Genomic DNA, 17,760 nt, shown 5'->3' with positions numbered 1-17,760 from the left:
CCTAACGTTAACTCACCGTAACTCGCTCAGGCTGAGACTCTAAATCGGTTTCAACGGCGGTACCGATTTCATTTTCTGACTTAGCCACAATGGTATTGACTGCCGTGTCACCGACGACGTTCGAGCTGGTGCAGAACATATCATTGATACGGTCAACAGCTGCAATGATTGCCAAACCTTCTGGTGGCAAGCCCAGTTGGTGCAACAATACACCTACCATCACCACACCACCACCCGGTACACCACCGGCACCGATAGAGAGCAGCAGGATAGTCAGACCCAAGGTAAAGATATCTGCACTGTTGATTGGCTGGCCGAAAGCATTGGCCACGAACAGGGTTGCTAGGGCAATGTAGATAGATACACCAGACATATTCATGGTTGCCCCCAATGGAACACCAAAGCCAGCCACAGATTTAGACACACCAATTTTGTCAGTCAGGGTACGCATAGTCACAGGAATCGTTGCATTCGAGCTCGCAGTTGATAGCGAGAACAGGATCTGTTCGCGAGTATGGCGTAGAAACTCACTCGGCTTGATACCGGTTGCCAGGCCCACCATCATTGGGTAGAAGAAGAAAATCCAGAACACCAACATCGAGACAACCAAGGCCACATAACCGGCTACAGACATCAAGGTGTTGGCATCCAAAGTGGCACCCAGTTGGATCATCAGGGCAAACACACCGAATGGCGCCAAGCTCATCACCAGACCAACCAGCTTCATCATGATCTCATTGGCCATTTTGAAGGTCTTGATGGCAGGGCCACCTCGGGTATCCAACGCCTGAATCGCCAGGCCAGTCAGGATCGCCATGAAGATGATCTGCAGCATATCGCCATTGGCAAATGCCTGCACCGGGTTACTTGGTACGATGTTTACAATCAGCGAGAATATATCCGGGGTTTCTGTCGTCGTCAGTTCAACGGCTTCCGACACGGTACCGGCCAAATTGGCATCAGCGCCCGGTTGGAAAATCATCCCAACCGTTAAGGCTGCGGTGATGGCGATGATGGTATTGATAATGTAAAGGGCAAAGGTTTTACCACCAAGGCGACCAAACGCGGTAATGTCTTTCAGTTCAACGATGCCGCAAACAATCGAAACATACACCAAAGGAACAACCAATAGCTTGATCAACGAGACAAACATGCCGCCAGCACCTTCTGCCAAGCCGAGCACATAAGTATCCATCAAGGTCACGCCGTTAAACAGGTACTGTATTGCCGTACCGATGATCAGGCCGGCAAATAAGCCTGCAAATATCTTTCCTGATAGCGATTTCTTCATCGTCCATCTCCAGTCTGTTGTGCTTTAAAAACTATATTTAGTTCCCATTCCCGCTGTCCATCACGAGATTGGGCGTCATTTTACACAGCCAACACAAACTTAAAAGAACAATTTTTACAATTTATCTACAGTTGAAACATATTATTAATCACTAACATTAAGCTTTAAACGCAAAATAAAACACTAAAACCCATGCAGAACGGTAACTTATTCACACCATCAATAGCACAAAGTTTGGCGATATATGGGGTTACATACAAGATTGTCAATTACGGAAAATGCGTCCTTTATCACACTCACAATTCCATTATACGAATATTTTGTAACCAAATTCATTATTGGAAACTATTAAAAAGGCCTTTCTGATCCCAATCAGAAAGGCCCTTGGATTGCTTTTGATTAGCCAATAAAAAAGCCACCCTGAGGTGGCTTTCATCATTCACAATCAGCGTGGATTAGTCGTTGTTCTGTGGGCGCATTGCCGGGAACAGAAGGACGTCACGGATAGTGTGAGTGTTGGTGAACAGCATTGCCAGACGGTCGATACCGATGCCTTGGCCCGCTGTTGGTGGAAGGCCGTGCTCCAACGCTGTAATGTAGTCAGCATCGTAGAACATGGCTTCGTCATCACCGGCATCTTTCGCTTCAACCTGTGCCTTGAAACGTGCGTCTTGATCTTCAGCATCGTTAAGCTCAGAGAAACCATTAGCCACTTCACGGCCACCAATGAAAAACTCAAAGCGGTCAGTGAAGAACGGGTTATCATCGCTACGACGTGCCAATGGCGAGATATCTGCCGGGTAGCCCGTAATGAACGTTGGCTGGATCAGCTTCGGCTCAGCCGTTTCACCAAAGATCTCCTCTAGCAACTGACCACATGTCCAGAAATCTTCCACTTCAACGTGAACAGACTTGGCAATAGAAACCATTAGCTCGCGGTTCTGCAGATCTTCTTCTGTCAGCGCCTGGATTTGCTCATGGTTCGGGTTGTAGTGCTTGATCGCTTCAAACATGCTCATACGCGTGTAGGTACCGCCGAATTCAACCGTCTCGTCACCGTAAGGCATCGCCGTTGAACCCAGTACTTCCATCGCAACCGTACTTAGCATCTCTTCCGTCAGATCCATCAGATCTTTGTAGTCTGCGTAAGCCTGGTAGAATTCCATCATGGTGAATTCTGGGTTGTGACGCGGCGATAGACCTTCGTTACGGAAGTTACGGTTGATTTCGAATACACGATCAAAACCACCCACAACCAAACGTTTTAGGTACAGCTCAGGTGCCACGCGCAGGTACATGTCGATGTCCAACGCATTATGGCGGGTGATAAACGGACGTGCTGTCGCACCACCAGGGATCACATGCATCATTGGCGTTTCAACTTCAAGGTAGTCCTTAGACATCATGAAGTTACGGATAGCTGCTACCAACTTCGAGCGGATAATGAACGCATTACGCGAGTCGTCGTTGACGATAAGGTCAACGTAACGCTGGCGGTAGCGCATTTCCTGATCGGTCAGGCCATGGAATTTCTCCGGTAGAGGACGCAGTGCTTTAGTCAGCAGCTCGTACTCATCCATGTTAACGTAAAGGTCACCTTTGCCTGATTTATGCAGGGCGCCTTTAACACCGATGATGTCACCGATATCCAGACCTGAGTATTTTTCTTTCAGCTCTTTCTGAACGTTCTTGTCAGCGTAAGCCTGAACACGGCCAGAAACGTCTTGAATCGCAAGGAAAGGACCACGCTTAGCCATTACACGGCCAGCAATCGCCACTACGTTACCCGCTTCAGCAAGCTCTTCTTTAGTTAGTTCGCCGTATTTAGCCTGCAGATCTGCCGCTAGGCTATCGCGACGGAAATCATTTGGGTGGCCGTTTGCCTTGCAGTTTTCGCGGATCTTATCCAATTTCGCGCGACGTTCAGCAATCAGCTTATTCTCATCTTGTAATTGATCAGTCATGGGTTAACCCTTAAATGTTTTAACCGGAGTCGGTTACAGACCTGATTTCAGGCTGGCTTCAATAAAACGGTCTAAATCGCCGTCAAGTACGGCCTGGGTGTTACGATTTTCCACCCCGGTACGTAAATCTTTAATACGGGAGTCATCCAGCACATAAGAGCGGATCTGGCTACCCCAACCAATGTCAGACTTTGAGTCTTCATTGGCTTGCTTCTCAGCATTTTGTCTCTGCATCTCAAGCTCGAACAGTTTCGCTTTCAACTGCTTCATCGCCTGATCTTTGTTCTTGTGCTGAGAGCGGTCATTCTGACACTGCACCACGGTATTGGTCGGCACGTGAGTAATACGTACTGCCGACTCGGTGGTGTTTACGTGCTGACCACCTGCGCCCGAAGCTCGGTAAACATCGATACGTAGATCAGATGGGTTGATCTCAATATCAATATTGTCATCCACTTCCGGGTAAATAAATGCCGATGAGAAAGACGTATGACGGCGGCCGCCGGAGTCAAATGGTGACTTACGCACCAAGCGGTGAACACCGGTTTCAGTTCGTAGCCAGCCGTAAGCATACTCACCGCTAATACGGACAGTCGCCGATTTAAGGCCAGCCACATCGCCTTCAGATACTTCGATAACTTCTGTTTTGAAGCCCTTGGCATCTGCCCAGCGCAGGTACATACGCAGCATCATAGACGTCCAGTCCTGTGCCTCGGTACCACCGGAACCTGCCTGTAGATCGATATAGCAATCTGAGCCATCGTGATCGCCAGAGAACATGCGACGGAACTCAAGCTTGGCCAGTTTACTTTCTAGCTCAGCGAGTTCTGGTTCAATCTCGTCAAATGTCTCTTGGTCTTCTTCTTCAATCGCCAGCTCAAGCAAACCTTCGACGTCTTCCACGCCTTGGTCCAGCTGATCGATCGTATCAACAATCGCTTCTAATGATGAACGCTCTTTGCCCAGCGCCTGCGCGCGATCGGGTTCGTTCCATACATCAGGTTGCTCTAACTCTGCATTGACCTCTTCTAGATGCTCTTTCTTGGCATCATAGTCAAAGGTACCCCCTAAGGACATCAGTACGTGCTGATACATCCTCAAGTCGGTTTTTAATAGGATTAATCTCGAACATTGCCACTCTTCATAGCCGAAATGGACATAACCGGAGGATTCTATCGAATTGTAGATAGAATATACAGTGGAAAGGGAAGGGAATCGGCGAATTTATTTTTTTAACCCGATCACAAAAACACCGTCTGTCTCAGAGAGGCCACATTTCGCCTTGCCTCTCTGTAACCGAGATAACGACAGGTTATTTTTTGCCGGTTAGCGCAACCTAAAGCGCAGCGATATGCTCAACCAATAGCTGGGCGCTGCGGTTACCACGGAACTCGTTGACATCCAGTCGATATGCCAACGCTACCTGCTGAACCGAGGCATCCGGCCAGCGGCGAACATCAACATTGAAGGCGATAGCATCAATCACGCTGCCACCAGCCAATGGTTCGAGCATCATCTTGAGGTGCTTACTGCCCACCAGCTTTTGGTGCAGCAAGCGGAAGCGGCCATCAAACATTGGCTCGGGGAACTGCTGGCCCCACGGGCCGCCAGCCCGCAAGATTTCCGCCGTCTGCAAATTAAGCTCTTGCGGCATCAATTCACCATCGCTCAGCAATACGCCGCGCAATGCATCTTCGTCGAGCTCAGCACGTACCGCTTTGTCAAAAGCTTGGTTAAACGCATCCAATTGCGCCTCTGGAATGGTCAGTCCTGCCGCCATAGCATGGCCACCGAACTTGAGGATCATGCCTGGATTTTGGGTATCGATAAGATCCAACACATCGCGCATATGCAAACCAGGGACCGAACGGCACGACCCTTTGATTTCACCGTTGCCGGCGTCAGCAAAGGCAATCACTGGGCGGTGATACTGCTCCTTGATACGCGAGGCAAGGATCCCGATCACACCTTGGTGCCAGTCACGCTGGAACAATGACAAACCGTATGGCATATCCTGCTTATTAAACTTAAGGCGCTCGCAAATCGCCACCGCCTCTTCTTTCATTCCGTGCTCAATTTCTTTGCGGGTCTGATTCAATGCATCCAGCTCGGTGGCCATTCTGCGTGCTGCTTGAATATTGTCACACAGCAATAACTCCACCCCGAATGACATATCATCCAAGCGTCCCGCCGCATTGATCCTCGGGCCAAGGGCAAAGCCCAAGTCCGTAGCAACTAATCGGGCTGGATCGCGATTGGCGACTTCAATCAGAGCACGGATCCCCGGCCGACATTTACCAGCCCGAATACGTTGCAAGCCCTGATGGACCAAAATACGATTATTACCATCCAAGGCCACCACATCGGCCACGGTGCCCAGTGCCACCAAGTCCAGTAACTCGGCCAAATTAGGCTCAGGTAGCCCCTGCTCGGCAAACCAGTTTTCCTCACGCAGCGACGCACGCACGGCCAACATCAGGTAGAAGGCAACCCCTACCCCACATAATGCCTTGGACGGAAAATTACACTCATGCAGATTGGGGTTCACGATGGCATCCGCTTCCGGCAATACATCTCCGGGTAAGTGATGGTCGGTCACCAGCACTTGGATGCCCCGCTCTTTCGCCGCCGCGACACCCGATATCGAAGAGACGCCGTTATCGACCGTCATGATCATCTCGGCACCACGTGCGGCAGCCTGCTCAACCACTTCCGGGCTCAAACCGTAGCCATCGTCAAAGCGGTTGGGGACAAGGTAGTCGACATTACGGCTGCCTAACATCCGCAATGCCAGCACTGACAACGCCGAGCTTGTCGCACCATCAGCATCAAAATCACCGACCACGATGATCCGGCGCTGCTCGGCCAATGCCTGCTTGAGCAATGCCACTGCAGGGGCAATACCGTACAGCTGGTTATAACCCAGCAGCCCGCGTACCCCACGTTCCAAGTCGGCTTCGCTGGTAATACCTCGAGCAGCATAGATCCGCTGCAAGATAGGCGGAGTTGAGTCGGTAAACTGGCTGGTATCGGCTTCTGGACGGCGTTTAATTTCAATCATCGGGTCAGTCTATAGGCAGGAGATAAGTTAAGGTTACTTGGGCATATGCGCCTCAAGCCATTATAGGCGCAGAACAAGAGCGGGCAACAGAATTCGACGTGTAAAAAAGCCCCAGGCTTGGCCGGGGCTTTGTATCCAAGTCACTGGGTGTATGTCTTTTTAACCGCGGTTATCCAGCATCTGGCGTAACATCTGCGCGGGCTGGTAGCCCGGCAGCATAGTGCCATCTTCCAGGATCATCGCCGGTGTACCGGAAACGCCCATTGCAACACCAAGCTGGTAATGTTTATTGATCAAGTCGCCCTGAGGCTCAACACCGGCAGGGTTAAAGGTGCCGTCTTTGGCCTGATCCATCGCCTTGGCCGGATCTTTTGCTCCCCAGATAGCACTCATCTCACCGAAGTTACGCGAACGCTCACCACCACGAGGGAAGGCCAAATAGCGAATAGTGATACCCGCATCATTGTAGGCCTGCATTTCACTATGCAGCTTACGACAATAACCACAGCTGGTATCGGTAAAGACCGTCACCACGTATTTTTCATCTTTGGCCGGATAGACGATCATTTCGTCCTCCATCCCCTGTAGCTTGGCCTTGTTCAACTTGGCCATCTTCTGCTCAGTCAGGTTAATCGGCTCTGCATCGGTTGCCTGGTAGAGACTACCCAGAATAAAGTAACTGCCATCATCGGACACATAAAAAATGCCACGTTCAGTCACTACTTCATTAAGTCCAGGTAGCGGTGAAGCACTGATAGAAACCGGCGCCAGCCCCAGATTACTCAACTTGCTTGTAATTGCCGCCTCATCTGGCTTGGCAGATGCCGTAAAGGCAGTCATTGCCACTGCGGTTGCAAGTAACGTACGACCCAAAAAGTGCATGCGACTCTTTCCTTAAAAAAATAAATTCGTGCCGGGCTATAGCGCTCGCCGCCAGCCCCCATCACTACTGGATATATGACCCCGATAGTGCAAAATAATTTCACATTCCGCAAAAAATCTCACCTTTCTAGTATATACCTAAGTATCAACCAGATGCAGGTTAGCCTTTCGCGATTCAAGCTCGTGGGTGGTGTGCACCGTGTAACTGTTTGAGTCGTTCGGTCGCAACATGGGTATAAATCTGGGTGGTTGATAAATCGCTATGACCGAGCAGCATCTGCACCACTCGTAGATCTGCCCCGTAATTGAGCAAGTGGGTAGCAAACGCATGGCGCATCACATGGGGGGACAATGTCTCTGCATCAATGTCGGCCTTCACCGCATAGTGCTTGATCCGATGCCAGAATGTCTGGCGAGTCATCTGTTTGGCTCGCTTACTCGGGAATACCACATCCGAACTCTTCTCTCCCAGCAACTGAGGACGACCGCTTTGTAGGAACTGTTCAATCCAGTCAATCGCATCCTCGCCCATAGGCACAAGGCGCTCTTTATTACCTTTACCGATAACCCGCACTACCCCTTGGCGCAAACTGACATTTTCCATGGTCAGACTGACTAACTCTGTTACACGCAACCCGGTGGCATACAGCAACTCAAGCATCGCCTTGTCACGCAGTTCTATCGGATCGTTGGGATCGGGAGCTGACAGCAGGGCATCGACCTGCTCTTCTGTAATATCCTTGGGCAGGCGCTTAGGTAGCCTTGGGCTCACCAGCAGGGCGCTGGGATCATCATCGCGCATTTTTTCCCGATTCAAATACTGGAATAAACGGCGGATCGCCGACACCATGCGGGCCCGGGAAGTCTGTTTATAATCAGCATCGAACAACCACTGCTGATATCGCTGCAGATCATCGGTAGACACCCGCTCTAGCGTTAACCCTTGCTCGTCGAGCCAGCTCTCCATTTTTTTCAGATCATTGCGGTATGACATCAGGGTATTTTCAGACAAGCCCCGCTCCATCCACATCGCATCGAGAAACCGCTCGATGATCACTTCATCGTTTTCCACTACAACCTCGGTGTTCGCTTTGGGGGAATAGTTATTACCCGCCAAAACACATGGATAAATACACAGTATTCAATGGTAGACGATTTCCCAACAAATGTAACGGCCTGCAAGTATGTGGCTGGAATTTCTGGCTCAATCACTCAGAAATAGTCAAGACCGTCCAAGCTAGGTAGAATCCCCTATCATTAATTCGTTACACATTGGACAAGCAGCATGAAGATTGGCTTATTCTACGGCTCAACCACCTGCTATACCGAAATGGCATCGGAGAAGATCCGCGAATGCATCGGTGCTGAACTGGTTGATTTACATAATATCAAAGAAGCAGATATCAGCGAGATGAACCAGTACGATATGCTAATCCTTGGGATCTCTACGTGGGATTTCGGAGAGCTGCAAGAAGACTGGGAAGCCGTGTGGGAGCAACTTGACGGACTTAGCCTGAGTGGCAAAACCGTGGCCCTGTTCGGCCTTGGCGATCAGGAAGGCTATACCGAATGGTTCCTTGATGCGATGGGAATGCTGCACGAGAAACTGCTGCCGACTGGTGCCCAATTTGTCGGCTACTGGCCAAATGAAGGTTATGACTTCGAAGCCTCAAAAGCACTGACCGCCGACGGCACATTGTTTGTTGGCTTGGCTCTGGATGAAGATAGCCAGTATGAATTAAGCGATGAACGTATCACGACATGGTGTGAACAAATCCTGACTGAGTACAGCGAAACGCTATAACGCTTTTTCATCGCAGCCCCCCAAAGGGGAGCTTGAAATACGAAAAAGGGATGCCTCGGCATCCCTTTTTGTCAGCCGCCTTTTATTCAGTGCGACTCTATCTATATCACCTTAAGCGGTTTGGCTTTCCTGCTTGCCTTGCTTAACCGCCTTTTGGGCACCGACAAAGCAAGTCACAACCAGCGCCGCAAAAGTCGGCATCAACCACGCCATACCGTAATCAAACAACGGCAGAACACGGAATGCAGAGACATTAAAACCTGCCACCTTAGCAGCATCAATCATGCTGAACGACAACGCCACCAACATCACAACACGGTAAGATAGTGTTGGGTTTGGCAACCAACGGCGGATGAAGGTCAAAATAACCAACGCCATTGCAATTGGATACAGAGCAAATAGCGCCGGTAGTGACAGAACAATCAACTGGTTCAGGCCAACATTGGCCACCACACAGCAAGTCACAGACAACAACACAGCCCATTTTTCGTAAGACCAGCGAGTCAGCGAAGAGAAGTACTCAGAACACGCACTGATCAGGCCAACCACGGTGGTCAAACACGCCAACAACACAATCAACGACAGCATCATCTGACCAGCAGGTCCAAATAGCGCCGCAACGTAAATCGCCAGTATGTCACCACCATTCGACGCATTGGCCGCAATATTGACACTGGTAGCACCCAAGTAGAACAGCGAAACATACACAAACGCCAGACCGGCTGCGGCAATAAGGCCAGCCATGATCAAGTATTTACGGGTAGCCTTCTCATCACTCACACCTTTACTACGCACGGCATCGACAATCACCATACCGAACAGCAAGGCAGCAACCGCATCTAGGGTGTTATACCCTTCAACAAAACCTTTGAGGAACGGCATATCTACATAGTCCCCCTTGGCCGCTTCAATCGCATCCTGCGGATTGACGACAACGCTCACAGCCAATACCACCAAGGCCACAAACAAAATCGGTGTCAGGAACTTACCGACCAAATCAACCAAATTGCCACGAGAGCGCGACAGGAACATAGCTATGCCAAAAAAGACAATCGAGAAAAGAGTAAGGCTAAGCTGTCCTGCATCGGCAATAAACGGTTTCACGCCCATTTCATAGGCAACTAAACCGGCACGCGGAGCAGCAAATGCTGGGCCGATCACGATAAAGATTAGCACAGCCAGTAATGTGGCGACTTTAGACGGCAAGTCTTGGGTCATGCCTTTCCAACCACCGGCAACGGCAACGGCAATAATGGCAACAAGCGGCAAGGTAACACCGGTTGAAAGAAACCCGAACATCGCCGGTACGAGGTGATCACCAGCCTGCTGGCCAGCCTGTGGCGGGAATATGATATTGCCTGCGCCTAGGAAGAAAGCGAAGGTCATAAAACCCAACGCCATGATATCGGTAAAACTGAGTGACTTTTTCAAACTGCACCTTCCACTCTTGATGTTATGTCTGCTGTATTTGTAAATATTGTTATTTTTTTGGCCACAAAAAAGGATTACCTGAATGTGACTCTGCTCGCAGCATAATGACGAAAAAGCACTCAATAAGCAATAACACAGTTAAAAACACCATATTCTTTGGGTTGAACACCAAAAAACCAGTAGATACCACCAAAACAACAACCCAGTTCAAAACTAACAACCAACAAATTCCACTTATGAAAAACATAAAAAACAGAAGCAATAACTACGCAACAACTATTCAACAGAAGGTTATCATTCTAAAATTAATCCCGAGCAGGCTATAATGGCAGGGTCAAAAACATAACAAGGTCTAGCAACACCATGGCAAAAGGGTTCACCTTAAAACAATTCCACGTTAACGACCACGGCTGTGGTATGCCAGTCAGTACCGATGGGGTTCTGCTTGGCGCTTGGGCGGACCTGCCCCAATCGGGCCCTATTCTCGATATAGGTACAGGCAGCGGTTTGCTTGCGCTGATGGCGGCACAACGCACGGCAAAGCAAGGCAACCCCATCACCGCAATTGAAATTGACAACGGTGCGGCGGTAGCTGCGCAGCGTAACTTCATTGACTCCCCTTGGGCAGAACGCATTGAGGTAGCGCATCAAACCGTTCAGGTTTGGGCCAACCAGCAACCGTCCGGTTCCGTTGAAGCGATTGTCTGTAACCCTCCTTATTTTAATCACGGTGAGCAAGCTGATTGCCAAGCAAGAGCTGCGGCACGTCATACCGATACCTTACCGCATCACGAGTTGCTGGCAGCAATCCGCCACCTTCTGAGCCCTGCGGGAAGTGCCAGCCTCATTTTACCGGTTTATGAAGGCGAGCAATTGATCGAAGCGGCACGTTCCCATCAGCTCTATTGCCATCGGTTATGCAAAGTGAAAACCACCGAGCGCAAACCCCCGAGCCGACTGCTGATAGACTTGAGGAAAAGCCCGTTACCGTGCCAAACAGAACAGCTGTTGATCCACCAAGATGGCCAGTACAGCGAGGGCTTTATTGCCCTTACCAAGGCGTTTTACTTGAAAATGTAGTGTGAATACCGCATCCGGTTTGGCGAAATGCAGAAGTTTTTATACTTTTATCGGTGATCGTTGCGGCAATAATCTCTATAATGCCGCCCCTTATGTTTTTTGCACGTAACCGGCGATCTATAGGCTCCCCATATTAAAGAGGGGGGATTCCCTGAGTTCCCAAGGAGAAATGACTGGTGAGAGAGTTTTCCGAATTAGAATTAGATAGCGAGCTGCTGCAGGCCATTGCCGATCTCGGCTACGATCGCCCTACCGTGATCCAAGCTGAAGCGATCCCGCACGCACTGGATGGCCGAGATGTACTGGCGTCCGCTCCTACCGGTACCGGAAAAACCGCAGCCTTTCTTCTGCCGATGATCCAGCACCTGCAGGATTTCCCGCGTAAAAAGCCGGGGCCAGCACGCGTACTAGTACTAACACCAACCCGAGAGCTGGCTATTCAGGTCGCCGATCAAGCCCGCGCGCTTGCTAAGCACACCCAGCTGAAGGTTTTCACCATTACCGGTGGTATCTCCTACGATGAACATGCCGAGCTATTGGGCAAAACCCAAGATATCGTGGTGGCAACACCGGGCCGCCTGATGGAATACATCGAAAGCGAGCGCTTTGACTGCCGTGCAATTGAATGCCTGATCCTCGACGAAGCTGACCGCATGCTGGACATGGGCTTTGGTAAAATCGTCCAACGTCTTCACAACGAATGTCGCTGGCGCCGCCAGAGCTTGTTGTTCTCCGCAACCTTGGAAGGCAAAGGTGTCCGAGATTTCTCAAGCACCATCCTCAACGAGCCAGTTGAAGTCAATGCTGAACCGCCACGCCGTGAACGCAAGAAAATCCATCAGTACTACCACCGCTGCGACGACATGGCCCACAAGTTAGCGCTGCTGGAGACGATTCTCAAAAGTGAAGCCGAACGCACCATCATCTTCGTCAAAACCCGAGAGCGTCTTGCGACGTTGCGTGACCAGCTTGCTGCCATGCAGATCCCTTGCTGCTGGCTCCAAGGCGAAATGGCCCAGGCCTCACGTAACAATACTATCCGCCGCTTCCGTGATGGCGAAATAAATATCATGCTGGCAACCGACGTTGCCGCCCGTGGTATTGATCTGCCGGATATTAGCCATGTCATCAACTTTGACATGCCACGTACTGCCGATGTTTACCTGCACCGAATTGGCCGTACAGCCCGTGCCGGTAAGAAAGGAACTGCGGTATCCCTTATCGAAGCACATGATCAGGGTATGATCGATCGTGTTGGCCGCTACATGAACGAAGAGGTGGCTGAGCGTTTTGTCGAAGGCATGCGCCCGAAACACAAAAAAGCCCTGACAGTGAAAAAGAAGAAGAAAAAAGATCCGAAAAAGAAAGCGGCTGTGAAAAAGAAAAAAGCGAAAAAATAATACTTCTGCTTTTAGCGAAAACACAAACGGGCTGGTCTTCACCAGCCCGTTTTTTCTAATACCAAACCCAACAATATTGGTACCACGACTTTACACAATAATAATTATTGCTCTTCGCGCTTGAACACCAGTTCAGTCGCCGTCGATTCAGCTGGCACAAAGTAGTAGCCCGCCGTGTCGAACCGCTTCAGCTTTTCCACTGAATTCACTTGATTATCAATAATGTAACGCGCCATCATACCTCGCGCTTTCTTGGCGTAAAAGCTGATCACCTTGTAAGTGCCGTTCTTGCAGTCTTTGAACACAGGAGTAACTACCTTACCCGCCACTTGCTTGACCTTGACCGCCTTGAAGTATTCATTTGATGCTAGGTTGATCAGGGTATCGTCCCCTTGCTCAGCCAATGCCTGGTTGACCTTATCGGTAATGATGTTGCCCCAAAACTGGTACAAATTGGTGCCACGCGGGTTAGCCAGTTTAGTGCCCATTTCCAGGCGGTATGGCTGCATCAAGTCAAGCGGGCGCAACAGGCCGTAAAGGCCAGAGAGCATTCTCAGATGCTGCTGGGCATAAGCAAATTGGGCATCATCCATAGTCTCGGCAGCCAAGCCGGTATAAACATCGCCTTTGAAGGCCAAAATCGCCTGGCGGGCGTTATCAGTGGTAAATTCAGGCTGCCACTCAGCGAAACGGGCCGCATTTAAACCGGAGATTTTATCACTGACTTTCATCAGGCTAGCAATCTGGGCCGGGGTCAGCTCGCGACACACTTCAATCAGTTCAGCCGAATGATCGGTCAGCTCAGGCTGGGTGAACGTCTCAGTCGCCAACGGGGAGTCGTAATCGAGTGTTTTAGCAGGTGAAACCACAATTAACATGGGATGATCCTTTTAATCTTATATGGCTAAGATGTTAACAGCCTGACAAAAAAAAACCACGCGTTGTACGCGTGGTCTTTTCTATTGTTGTTATCGCCAAATTCGATGGCAACCGAAGATCAACCCTTCTTAGGCTGATCCCAGATCCCTTCTTCCAGCTGAGCATGTAGCTCCGGGTAATCCTTGCTATCAAATGTAGGGACCTTCCCTTGCTTGAGCTGCTGATTGTAATCCTTGGCCAGCTTCACTACCGTGCCGGATAGCAGCACGATAGCTACCAGGTTTATTATCGCCATCATTCCCATCGACACATCCGCCATAGCCCATACCGTCGGCAAATCAGCTACCGCACCAAACATCACCATACCCAGTACCACAAACCGGAACACGGTCAGACCCGCTTTATGGTTGTGCTCGAGAAAAATCAAATTCGTTTCGGCATAAGAGTAATTGGCCACCAAGGAGGTAAAGGCAAAGAAGAAAATCGCCACTGCAATGAAAATAGCTCCCCAACCGCCCACCTGAGAGCTCAAAGCACGCTGGGTCAGCTCGATACCTGTGATCTCGCTATGTGGGACATACTCTCCCGACATCAAGATAATCGCCACTGTTGCAGAACAAATCACGATGGTGTCCATGAATACGCCCAGCATCTGCACATAACCCTGAGAAGCAGGATGTGGTGGATATGGCGTAGCGGAAGCCGCAGCATTCGGTGCCGACCCCATACCGGCTTCGTTGGAGAACAAGCCGCGTTTGAGGCCATTGATCATGCCCTGAGCAATGGTATAGCCCAGAGCTCCCGATGCTGCTTCTTCGAGGCCGAATGCGCTGCGGAAAATCAACCCCAGTACTTCTGGTAACTTACCAAGATTGGTAAACATGATGAATAGGGCTAACAGCAGGTAACACAATGCCATTGCAGGCACCAGGATTTCTGCGGTACGGGCAATCGTACGCAGACCGCCAAAAATAATGACGCCAGCCATCACCACCAGTACAACGCCAACATAAGCCGGGTTCCAACCAAAGGCGACATTCATCGCGAGGGTGATCGAGTTAGCCTGAACCGAGTTGAAAACCAATCCAAACGCAATGATCAGGAAGATGGAGAACACCACCCCCATCCAGCGCATGCCCAACCCTTTTTCCATGTAATATGCCGGGCCACCACGGTAATTGCCTTCATCATCTCGAGTTTTGTAGAGTTGGGCCAGCGCGCTTTCGGCAAACGCCGTCGCCATACCCAACATGGCAATCAACCACATCCAGAAAATCGCACCAGGACCGCCAAGAGTCAGCGCTACCGCTACACCCGCCATATTACCAGTACCGACACGGGCTGCCAGGCTGGTACACAATGCCTGGAATGATGAAATACCGGACTTATCTGACTTACGGCTGTTTTTCATCACGCTGAACATATGGCCAAAATGACGGAATTGAATAAAGCCCAACCGATAGGTAAAGAACACGCCAACGCCAATCAGCAAATAAATGAGCACAGAGCCCCATAACAGATCGTTCAAAAAATTAATCTGACTTGACACGTCGAACCCTCTAAAAATCAATAATTAGCTGAAACCGGCCAATCAGGCCGCAAGCAAAATGTATCGGTTCAGCCCGTTAGCCAACCAGACAAGAGCCTGTCAGTTAGACAAAACAGTTACTACAACCTTAGTTTTATTATGTGGTAAAAGACAGCGGCATATGAGCCACGCCAGCAGGCGTGGGCAGCTATCCTGCGCAGCTACGATGTAAGTATGATGTTAACAAGAGGCATAAGAAGATAGCCACCTGCCAACTTGACCTAATACGGTATAACTGCAGATGGCAGATGATCATGCAAATATAACCAGCAAAAATCAACATCCCTCACATGAATATTGCTTATCTAACATGATACTGGCGAATTTAGTATCAACATTCTACTTTCACACCTCTAAGCTATCGCTAATCCGTTCTCTTTTCTGGTGTTTTTTTATACAACCAAACTCACATTGAGACCTGCCGCACATCAAATATTCATCATTAAGTAACATTTGCGAAACACATCAATTTTATTTTGGGTCTTGCTATGATATTTAAATAGAACCGATTGTAAGGAAGAGGTGCTCTATGGACAGCTATGCATTCGATGACATTCTTGCAACAGAAACGCCAAGACGTGGTGCTCGTAGCAAGCCGGTAAAACGCAAGTGGCGTGAAATTGAAGCGCTAAAAGATAGGGAAAGGCTACGCCGTGAATTGGCTGATATCGATATGTTCAAGGATTCATCAGACGAAGATCTTGATTTCTAGCCTTTAAAGACCAAAAGATCAACCAAAGAGCCGGCTCTGCGCCGGCTCTTTCATTTATATTGGCTACTCAGCCGATCATGCTTGTAACCGCTCAGCTAAATGACGATACCGTTCGGTCACCTGGCTACCAAATAGCGGGTCGCAATCGCACTTCTCATACTGTTGTGACACCGCCAGCCAATCCTCTTGGGTAAAGTGCTTACGGATCAAAGGAAGAATGTGTTTTTCCTCGAACTCCAAATGAGCAAACTGACTAACAACAAAAGCATTGAGTTTATCGGCAAATACGTCGAGTGGGATCACCGCATCCATCAGGATCATATCAACCGTATCGGCAAACTCTTGGGTTAATCTTGCCAGCTCTTCGTGTTCTTTTTCCAGACTTTTTACCTGACCAGCATTATCGGCATAGTGATCTTGATAATAATGGTAGAGCACATCCTCTTTAGGATGGTGGCAGCACTCGGCATGGTTCTGCAGGTAATCCACAATGTCTTTGATCAGGCCATAGTTAACCTCTTGCCCATTGCGTATCGCGACCAGCTTCTGTTGTAGGATCTTCAACAGTCGGCAAATATAACCATGTTCAGTGTGAATATCATCCAGCATCATTGCATAAACCTCCCAGTCAACTCCATTACTGAAAGTGTATGTAAGGATGAAAAAACGCACCTTGATCTTGGTTACTTAATGTGCGGATTATTCACACAATCGATACATTCTAGTAAATAAAGCTTAATCTTCTAGCAACCAGTCAATGGAAGGCTTATTCATCTGATTTAGTAGTTTATTTGTTTGCGAAAAATGCTTACAGCCAAAGAAGCCTCTATATGCCGACAATGGCGATGGATGGGCCGAACGCAATACATGATGGCGTTCAGTATTGATTTTCTTACCTTTCTTTTGTGCGTGCGCGCCCCACAGCAAGAAAATAACACCTTCGCAATGTTGGTCAATTACCTCGATCAAACGGTCGGTAAACACCTCCCAGCCTATCTTGGCATGTGAATGGGCATTGCCTTGTTCTACCGTCAGCACAGTATTGAGCAGCAATACACCTTGCTCGGCCCAACCCTGCAGGAAACCATGATTTGGCGGGGTAAATCCGTCGATATCCGTTATCAGCTCTTTGTACATGTTGGCCAAAGACGGCGGAACTTTCACACCAGGGCGAACCGAAAAGCTCAAGCCATGCGCTTGGCCCGGGCCGTGATAGGGATCTTGGCCCAAGATCACCACTTTTACCTCAGAAAGCGGTGTTGCCACCAGCGCATTGAATACATCTTCCTGGGGCGGATAGACTTCTTTTCCGGCTGCTCGCTCTGTAGCAACATATTGTTCCACCTTTTGGAAATATGGTTTCTCGCGCTCGGCTTCTATGACCTCTTGCCAGCTCAGTACAGCACTCATTTTCTGATCCTCTTATACCAAACTCTGTGGTATTACTTTTGCTGCCTATTGTATGGGTTTAGCTGATAAAACAAAGCCCCCCATCCACTCAACTAGATAGGAGGCTCATTAAAAGGAGAAGATGGGCGCAGTATTTAATCCACTTGATAGCGCGCTTTAGGGGTGACGGGCGTACGCCAATGTCCCCGCCCCTGAATATGGCGGTGAGCCTGTGGTAATCGTGAGACGCCATAATTCAAAATCATCATTTCACTATTC

Annotated in this window: 15 protein-coding genes; 4 read left to right on the top strand and 11 right to left on the bottom strand. The window is 49.4% G+C overall.

Annotated features, from left to right (window positions below; all coding sequences use genetic code 11):
* Positions 1 to 7 precede the first annotated feature (7 nt).
* From ACVA58_RS14720 to xerD, 6 genes are all read right to left on the bottom strand, one after another.
* Positions 8 to 1,291: a dicarboxylate/amino acid:cation symporter gene (locus ACVA58_RS14720; protein WP_446511194.1), complete on the bottom strand. Its 1,284-nt coding sequence runs from the start codon at positions 1,289 to 1,291 to the stop codon at positions 8 to 10.
* A 455-nt stretch (positions 1,292 to 1,746) separates the two neighbouring features.
* Positions 1,747 to 3,255, bottom strand: a complete 1,509-nt coding sequence (gene lysS, locus ACVA58_RS14715; protein WP_446504762.1) for a lysine--tRNA ligase — start codon at positions 3,253 to 3,255, stop codon at positions 1,747 to 1,749.
* A gap of 33 nt (positions 3,256 to 3,288) precedes the next feature.
* Positions 3,289 to 4,387, bottom strand: a protein-coding gene (gene prfB, locus ACVA58_RS14710) for a peptide chain release factor 2 (protein WP_446511193.1) whose coding sequence is annotated in 2 segments (ribosomal slippage) — positions 3,289 to 4,311 and positions 4,313 to 4,387 — 1,098 coding nt in all. Because the reading frame shifts where the segments join, the coding sequence is not laid out codon by codon here.
* A gap of 204 nt (positions 4,388 to 4,591) precedes the next feature.
* Complete coding sequence (recJ, locus tag ACVA58_RS14705) at positions 4,592 to 6,316, bottom strand: single-stranded-DNA-specific exonuclease RecJ (protein WP_446511192.1); 1,725 nt, start codon at positions 6,314 to 6,316, stop codon at positions 4,592 to 4,594.
* 159 nt (positions 6,317 to 6,475) lie between these two features.
* On the bottom strand, positions 6,476 to 7,198 hold the full coding sequence (dsbC, locus tag ACVA58_RS14700) for a bifunctional protein-disulfide isomerase/oxidoreductase DsbC (RefSeq protein WP_446511191.1): 723 nt from the start codon (positions 7,196 to 7,198) through the stop codon (positions 6,476 to 6,478).
* 175 nt (positions 7,199 to 7,373) lie between these two features.
* On the bottom strand, positions 7,374 to 8,270 hold the full coding sequence (xerD, locus tag ACVA58_RS14695) for a site-specific tyrosine recombinase XerD (protein ID WP_446511190.1): 897 nt from the start codon (positions 8,268 to 8,270) through the stop codon (positions 7,374 to 7,376).
* Between the two features lie 213 nt (positions 8,271 to 8,483).
* On the opposite strand from xerD, the gene fldB reads away from it, so the two are divergent.
* On the top strand, positions 8,484 to 9,002 hold the full coding sequence (gene fldB / locus ACVA58_RS14690) for a flavodoxin FldB (RefSeq protein WP_446511189.1): 519 nt from the start codon (positions 8,484 to 8,486) through the stop codon (positions 9,000 to 9,002).
* A 111-nt stretch (positions 9,003 to 9,113) separates the two neighbouring features.
* On the opposite strand, the gene brnQ is transcribed toward fldB, so the two are convergent.
* On the bottom strand, positions 9,114 to 10,433 hold the full coding sequence (brnQ, locus tag ACVA58_RS14685; protein WP_446511188.1) for a branched-chain amino acid transport system II carrier protein: 1,320 nt from the start codon (positions 10,431 to 10,433) through the stop codon (positions 9,114 to 9,116).
* A gap of 363 nt (positions 10,434 to 10,796) precedes the next feature.
* Here brnQ and ACVA58_RS14680 point away from each other — a divergent pair, with 363 nt between their 5' ends.
* Complete coding sequence (locus tag ACVA58_RS14680) at positions 10,797 to 11,513, top strand: tRNA1(Val) (adenine(37)-N6)-methyltransferase (RefSeq protein ID WP_446511187.1); 717 nt, start codon at positions 10,797 to 10,799, stop codon at positions 11,511 to 11,513.
* Between the two features lie 176 nt (positions 11,514 to 11,689).
* Complete coding sequence (srmB, locus tag ACVA58_RS14675; protein ID WP_446511186.1) at positions 11,690 to 12,913, top strand: ATP-dependent RNA helicase SrmB; 1,224 nt, start codon at positions 11,690 to 11,692, stop codon at positions 12,911 to 12,913.
* 104 nt (positions 12,914 to 13,017) lie between these two features.
* On the opposite strand, the gene yaaA is transcribed toward srmB, so the two are convergent.
* A complete protein-coding gene (gene yaaA, locus ACVA58_RS14670) occupies positions 13,018 to 13,791 on the bottom strand; it encodes a peroxide stress protein YaaA (RefSeq protein ID WP_446511185.1) in 774 nt (257 codons plus the stop codon).
* Between the two features lie 119 nt (positions 13,792 to 13,910).
* Positions 13,911 to 15,341 (bottom strand): alanine/glycine:cation symporter family protein, encoded by a 1,431-nt coding sequence (locus tag ACVA58_RS14665; RefSeq protein WP_446511184.1) that lies wholly within the window; start codon positions 15,339 to 15,341, stop codon positions 13,911 to 13,913.
* 568 nt (positions 15,342 to 15,909) lie between these two features.
* Here ACVA58_RS14665 and ACVA58_RS14660 point away from each other — a divergent pair.
* The gene (locus ACVA58_RS14660) at positions 15,910 to 16,092 is read left to right on the top strand and encodes a DUF3545 family protein (protein ID WP_107350731.1); all 183 of its coding nucleotides are present in this window, start codon (positions 15,910 to 15,912) and stop codon (positions 16,090 to 16,092) included.
* 75 nt (positions 16,093 to 16,167) lie between these two features.
* Here the strand turns inward: ACVA58_RS14660 and ACVA58_RS14655 are convergent, their stop codons facing one another.
* Positions 16,168 to 16,704 (bottom strand): hemerythrin domain-containing protein, encoded by a 537-nt coding sequence (locus ACVA58_RS14655; protein ID WP_446511183.1) that lies wholly within the window; start codon positions 16,702 to 16,704, stop codon positions 16,168 to 16,170.
* Positions 16,705 to 16,827: 123 nt separating this feature from the next.
* A complete protein-coding gene (ung, locus tag ACVA58_RS14650) occupies positions 16,828 to 17,502 on the bottom strand; it encodes a uracil-DNA glycosylase (RefSeq protein ID WP_446511182.1) in 675 nt (224 codons plus the stop codon).
* Positions 17,503 to 17,760 lie beyond the last annotated feature (258 nt).

This window comes from Photobacterium sp. DNB22_13_2 (genome assembly GCF_052873915.1).
Note: the sequence above shows the minus strand (reverse complement) of the source record. Positions and strands in the feature narration are given on the sequence as shown.

Bases quoted from the DNA above. Each gene is read 5' to 3' on its own strand.
- ACVA58_RS14720 (WP_446511194.1), bottom strand. From the start codon at position 1,291: ATGAAGAAATCGCTATCAGGAAAGATATTTGCAGGCTTATTTGCCGGC.
- lysS (WP_446504762.1), bottom strand. From the start codon at position 3,255: ATGACTGATCAATTACAAGATGAGAATAAGCTGATTGCTGAACGTCGC.
- recJ (WP_446511192.1), bottom strand. From the start codon at position 6,316: ATGATTGAAATTAAACGCCGTCCAGAAGCCGATACCAGCCAGTTTACC.
- dsbC (WP_446511191.1), bottom strand. From the start codon at position 7,198: ATGCACTTTTTGGGTCGTACGTTACTTGCAACCGCAGTGGCAATGACT.
- fldB (WP_446511189.1), top strand. From the start codon at position 8,484: ATGAAGATTGGCTTATTCTACGGCTCAACCACCTGCTATACCGAAATG.
- ACVA58_RS14680 (WP_446511187.1), top strand. From the start codon at position 10,797: ATGGCAAAAGGGTTCACCTTAAAACAATTCCACGTTAACGACCACGGC.
- yaaA (WP_446511185.1), bottom strand. From the start codon at position 13,791: ATGTTAATTGTGGTTTCACCTGCTAAAACACTCGATTACGACTCCCCG.
- ACVA58_RS14660 (WP_107350731.1), top strand. From the start codon at position 15,910: ATGGACAGCTATGCATTCGATGACATTCTTGCAACAGAAACGCCAAGA.
- ACVA58_RS14655 (WP_446511183.1), bottom strand. From the start codon at position 16,704: ATGATGCTGGATGATATTCACACTGAACATGGTTATATTTGCCGACTG.
- ung (WP_446511182.1), bottom strand. From the start codon at position 17,502: ATGAGTGCTGTACTGAGCTGGCAAGAGGTCATAGAAGCCGAGCGCGAG.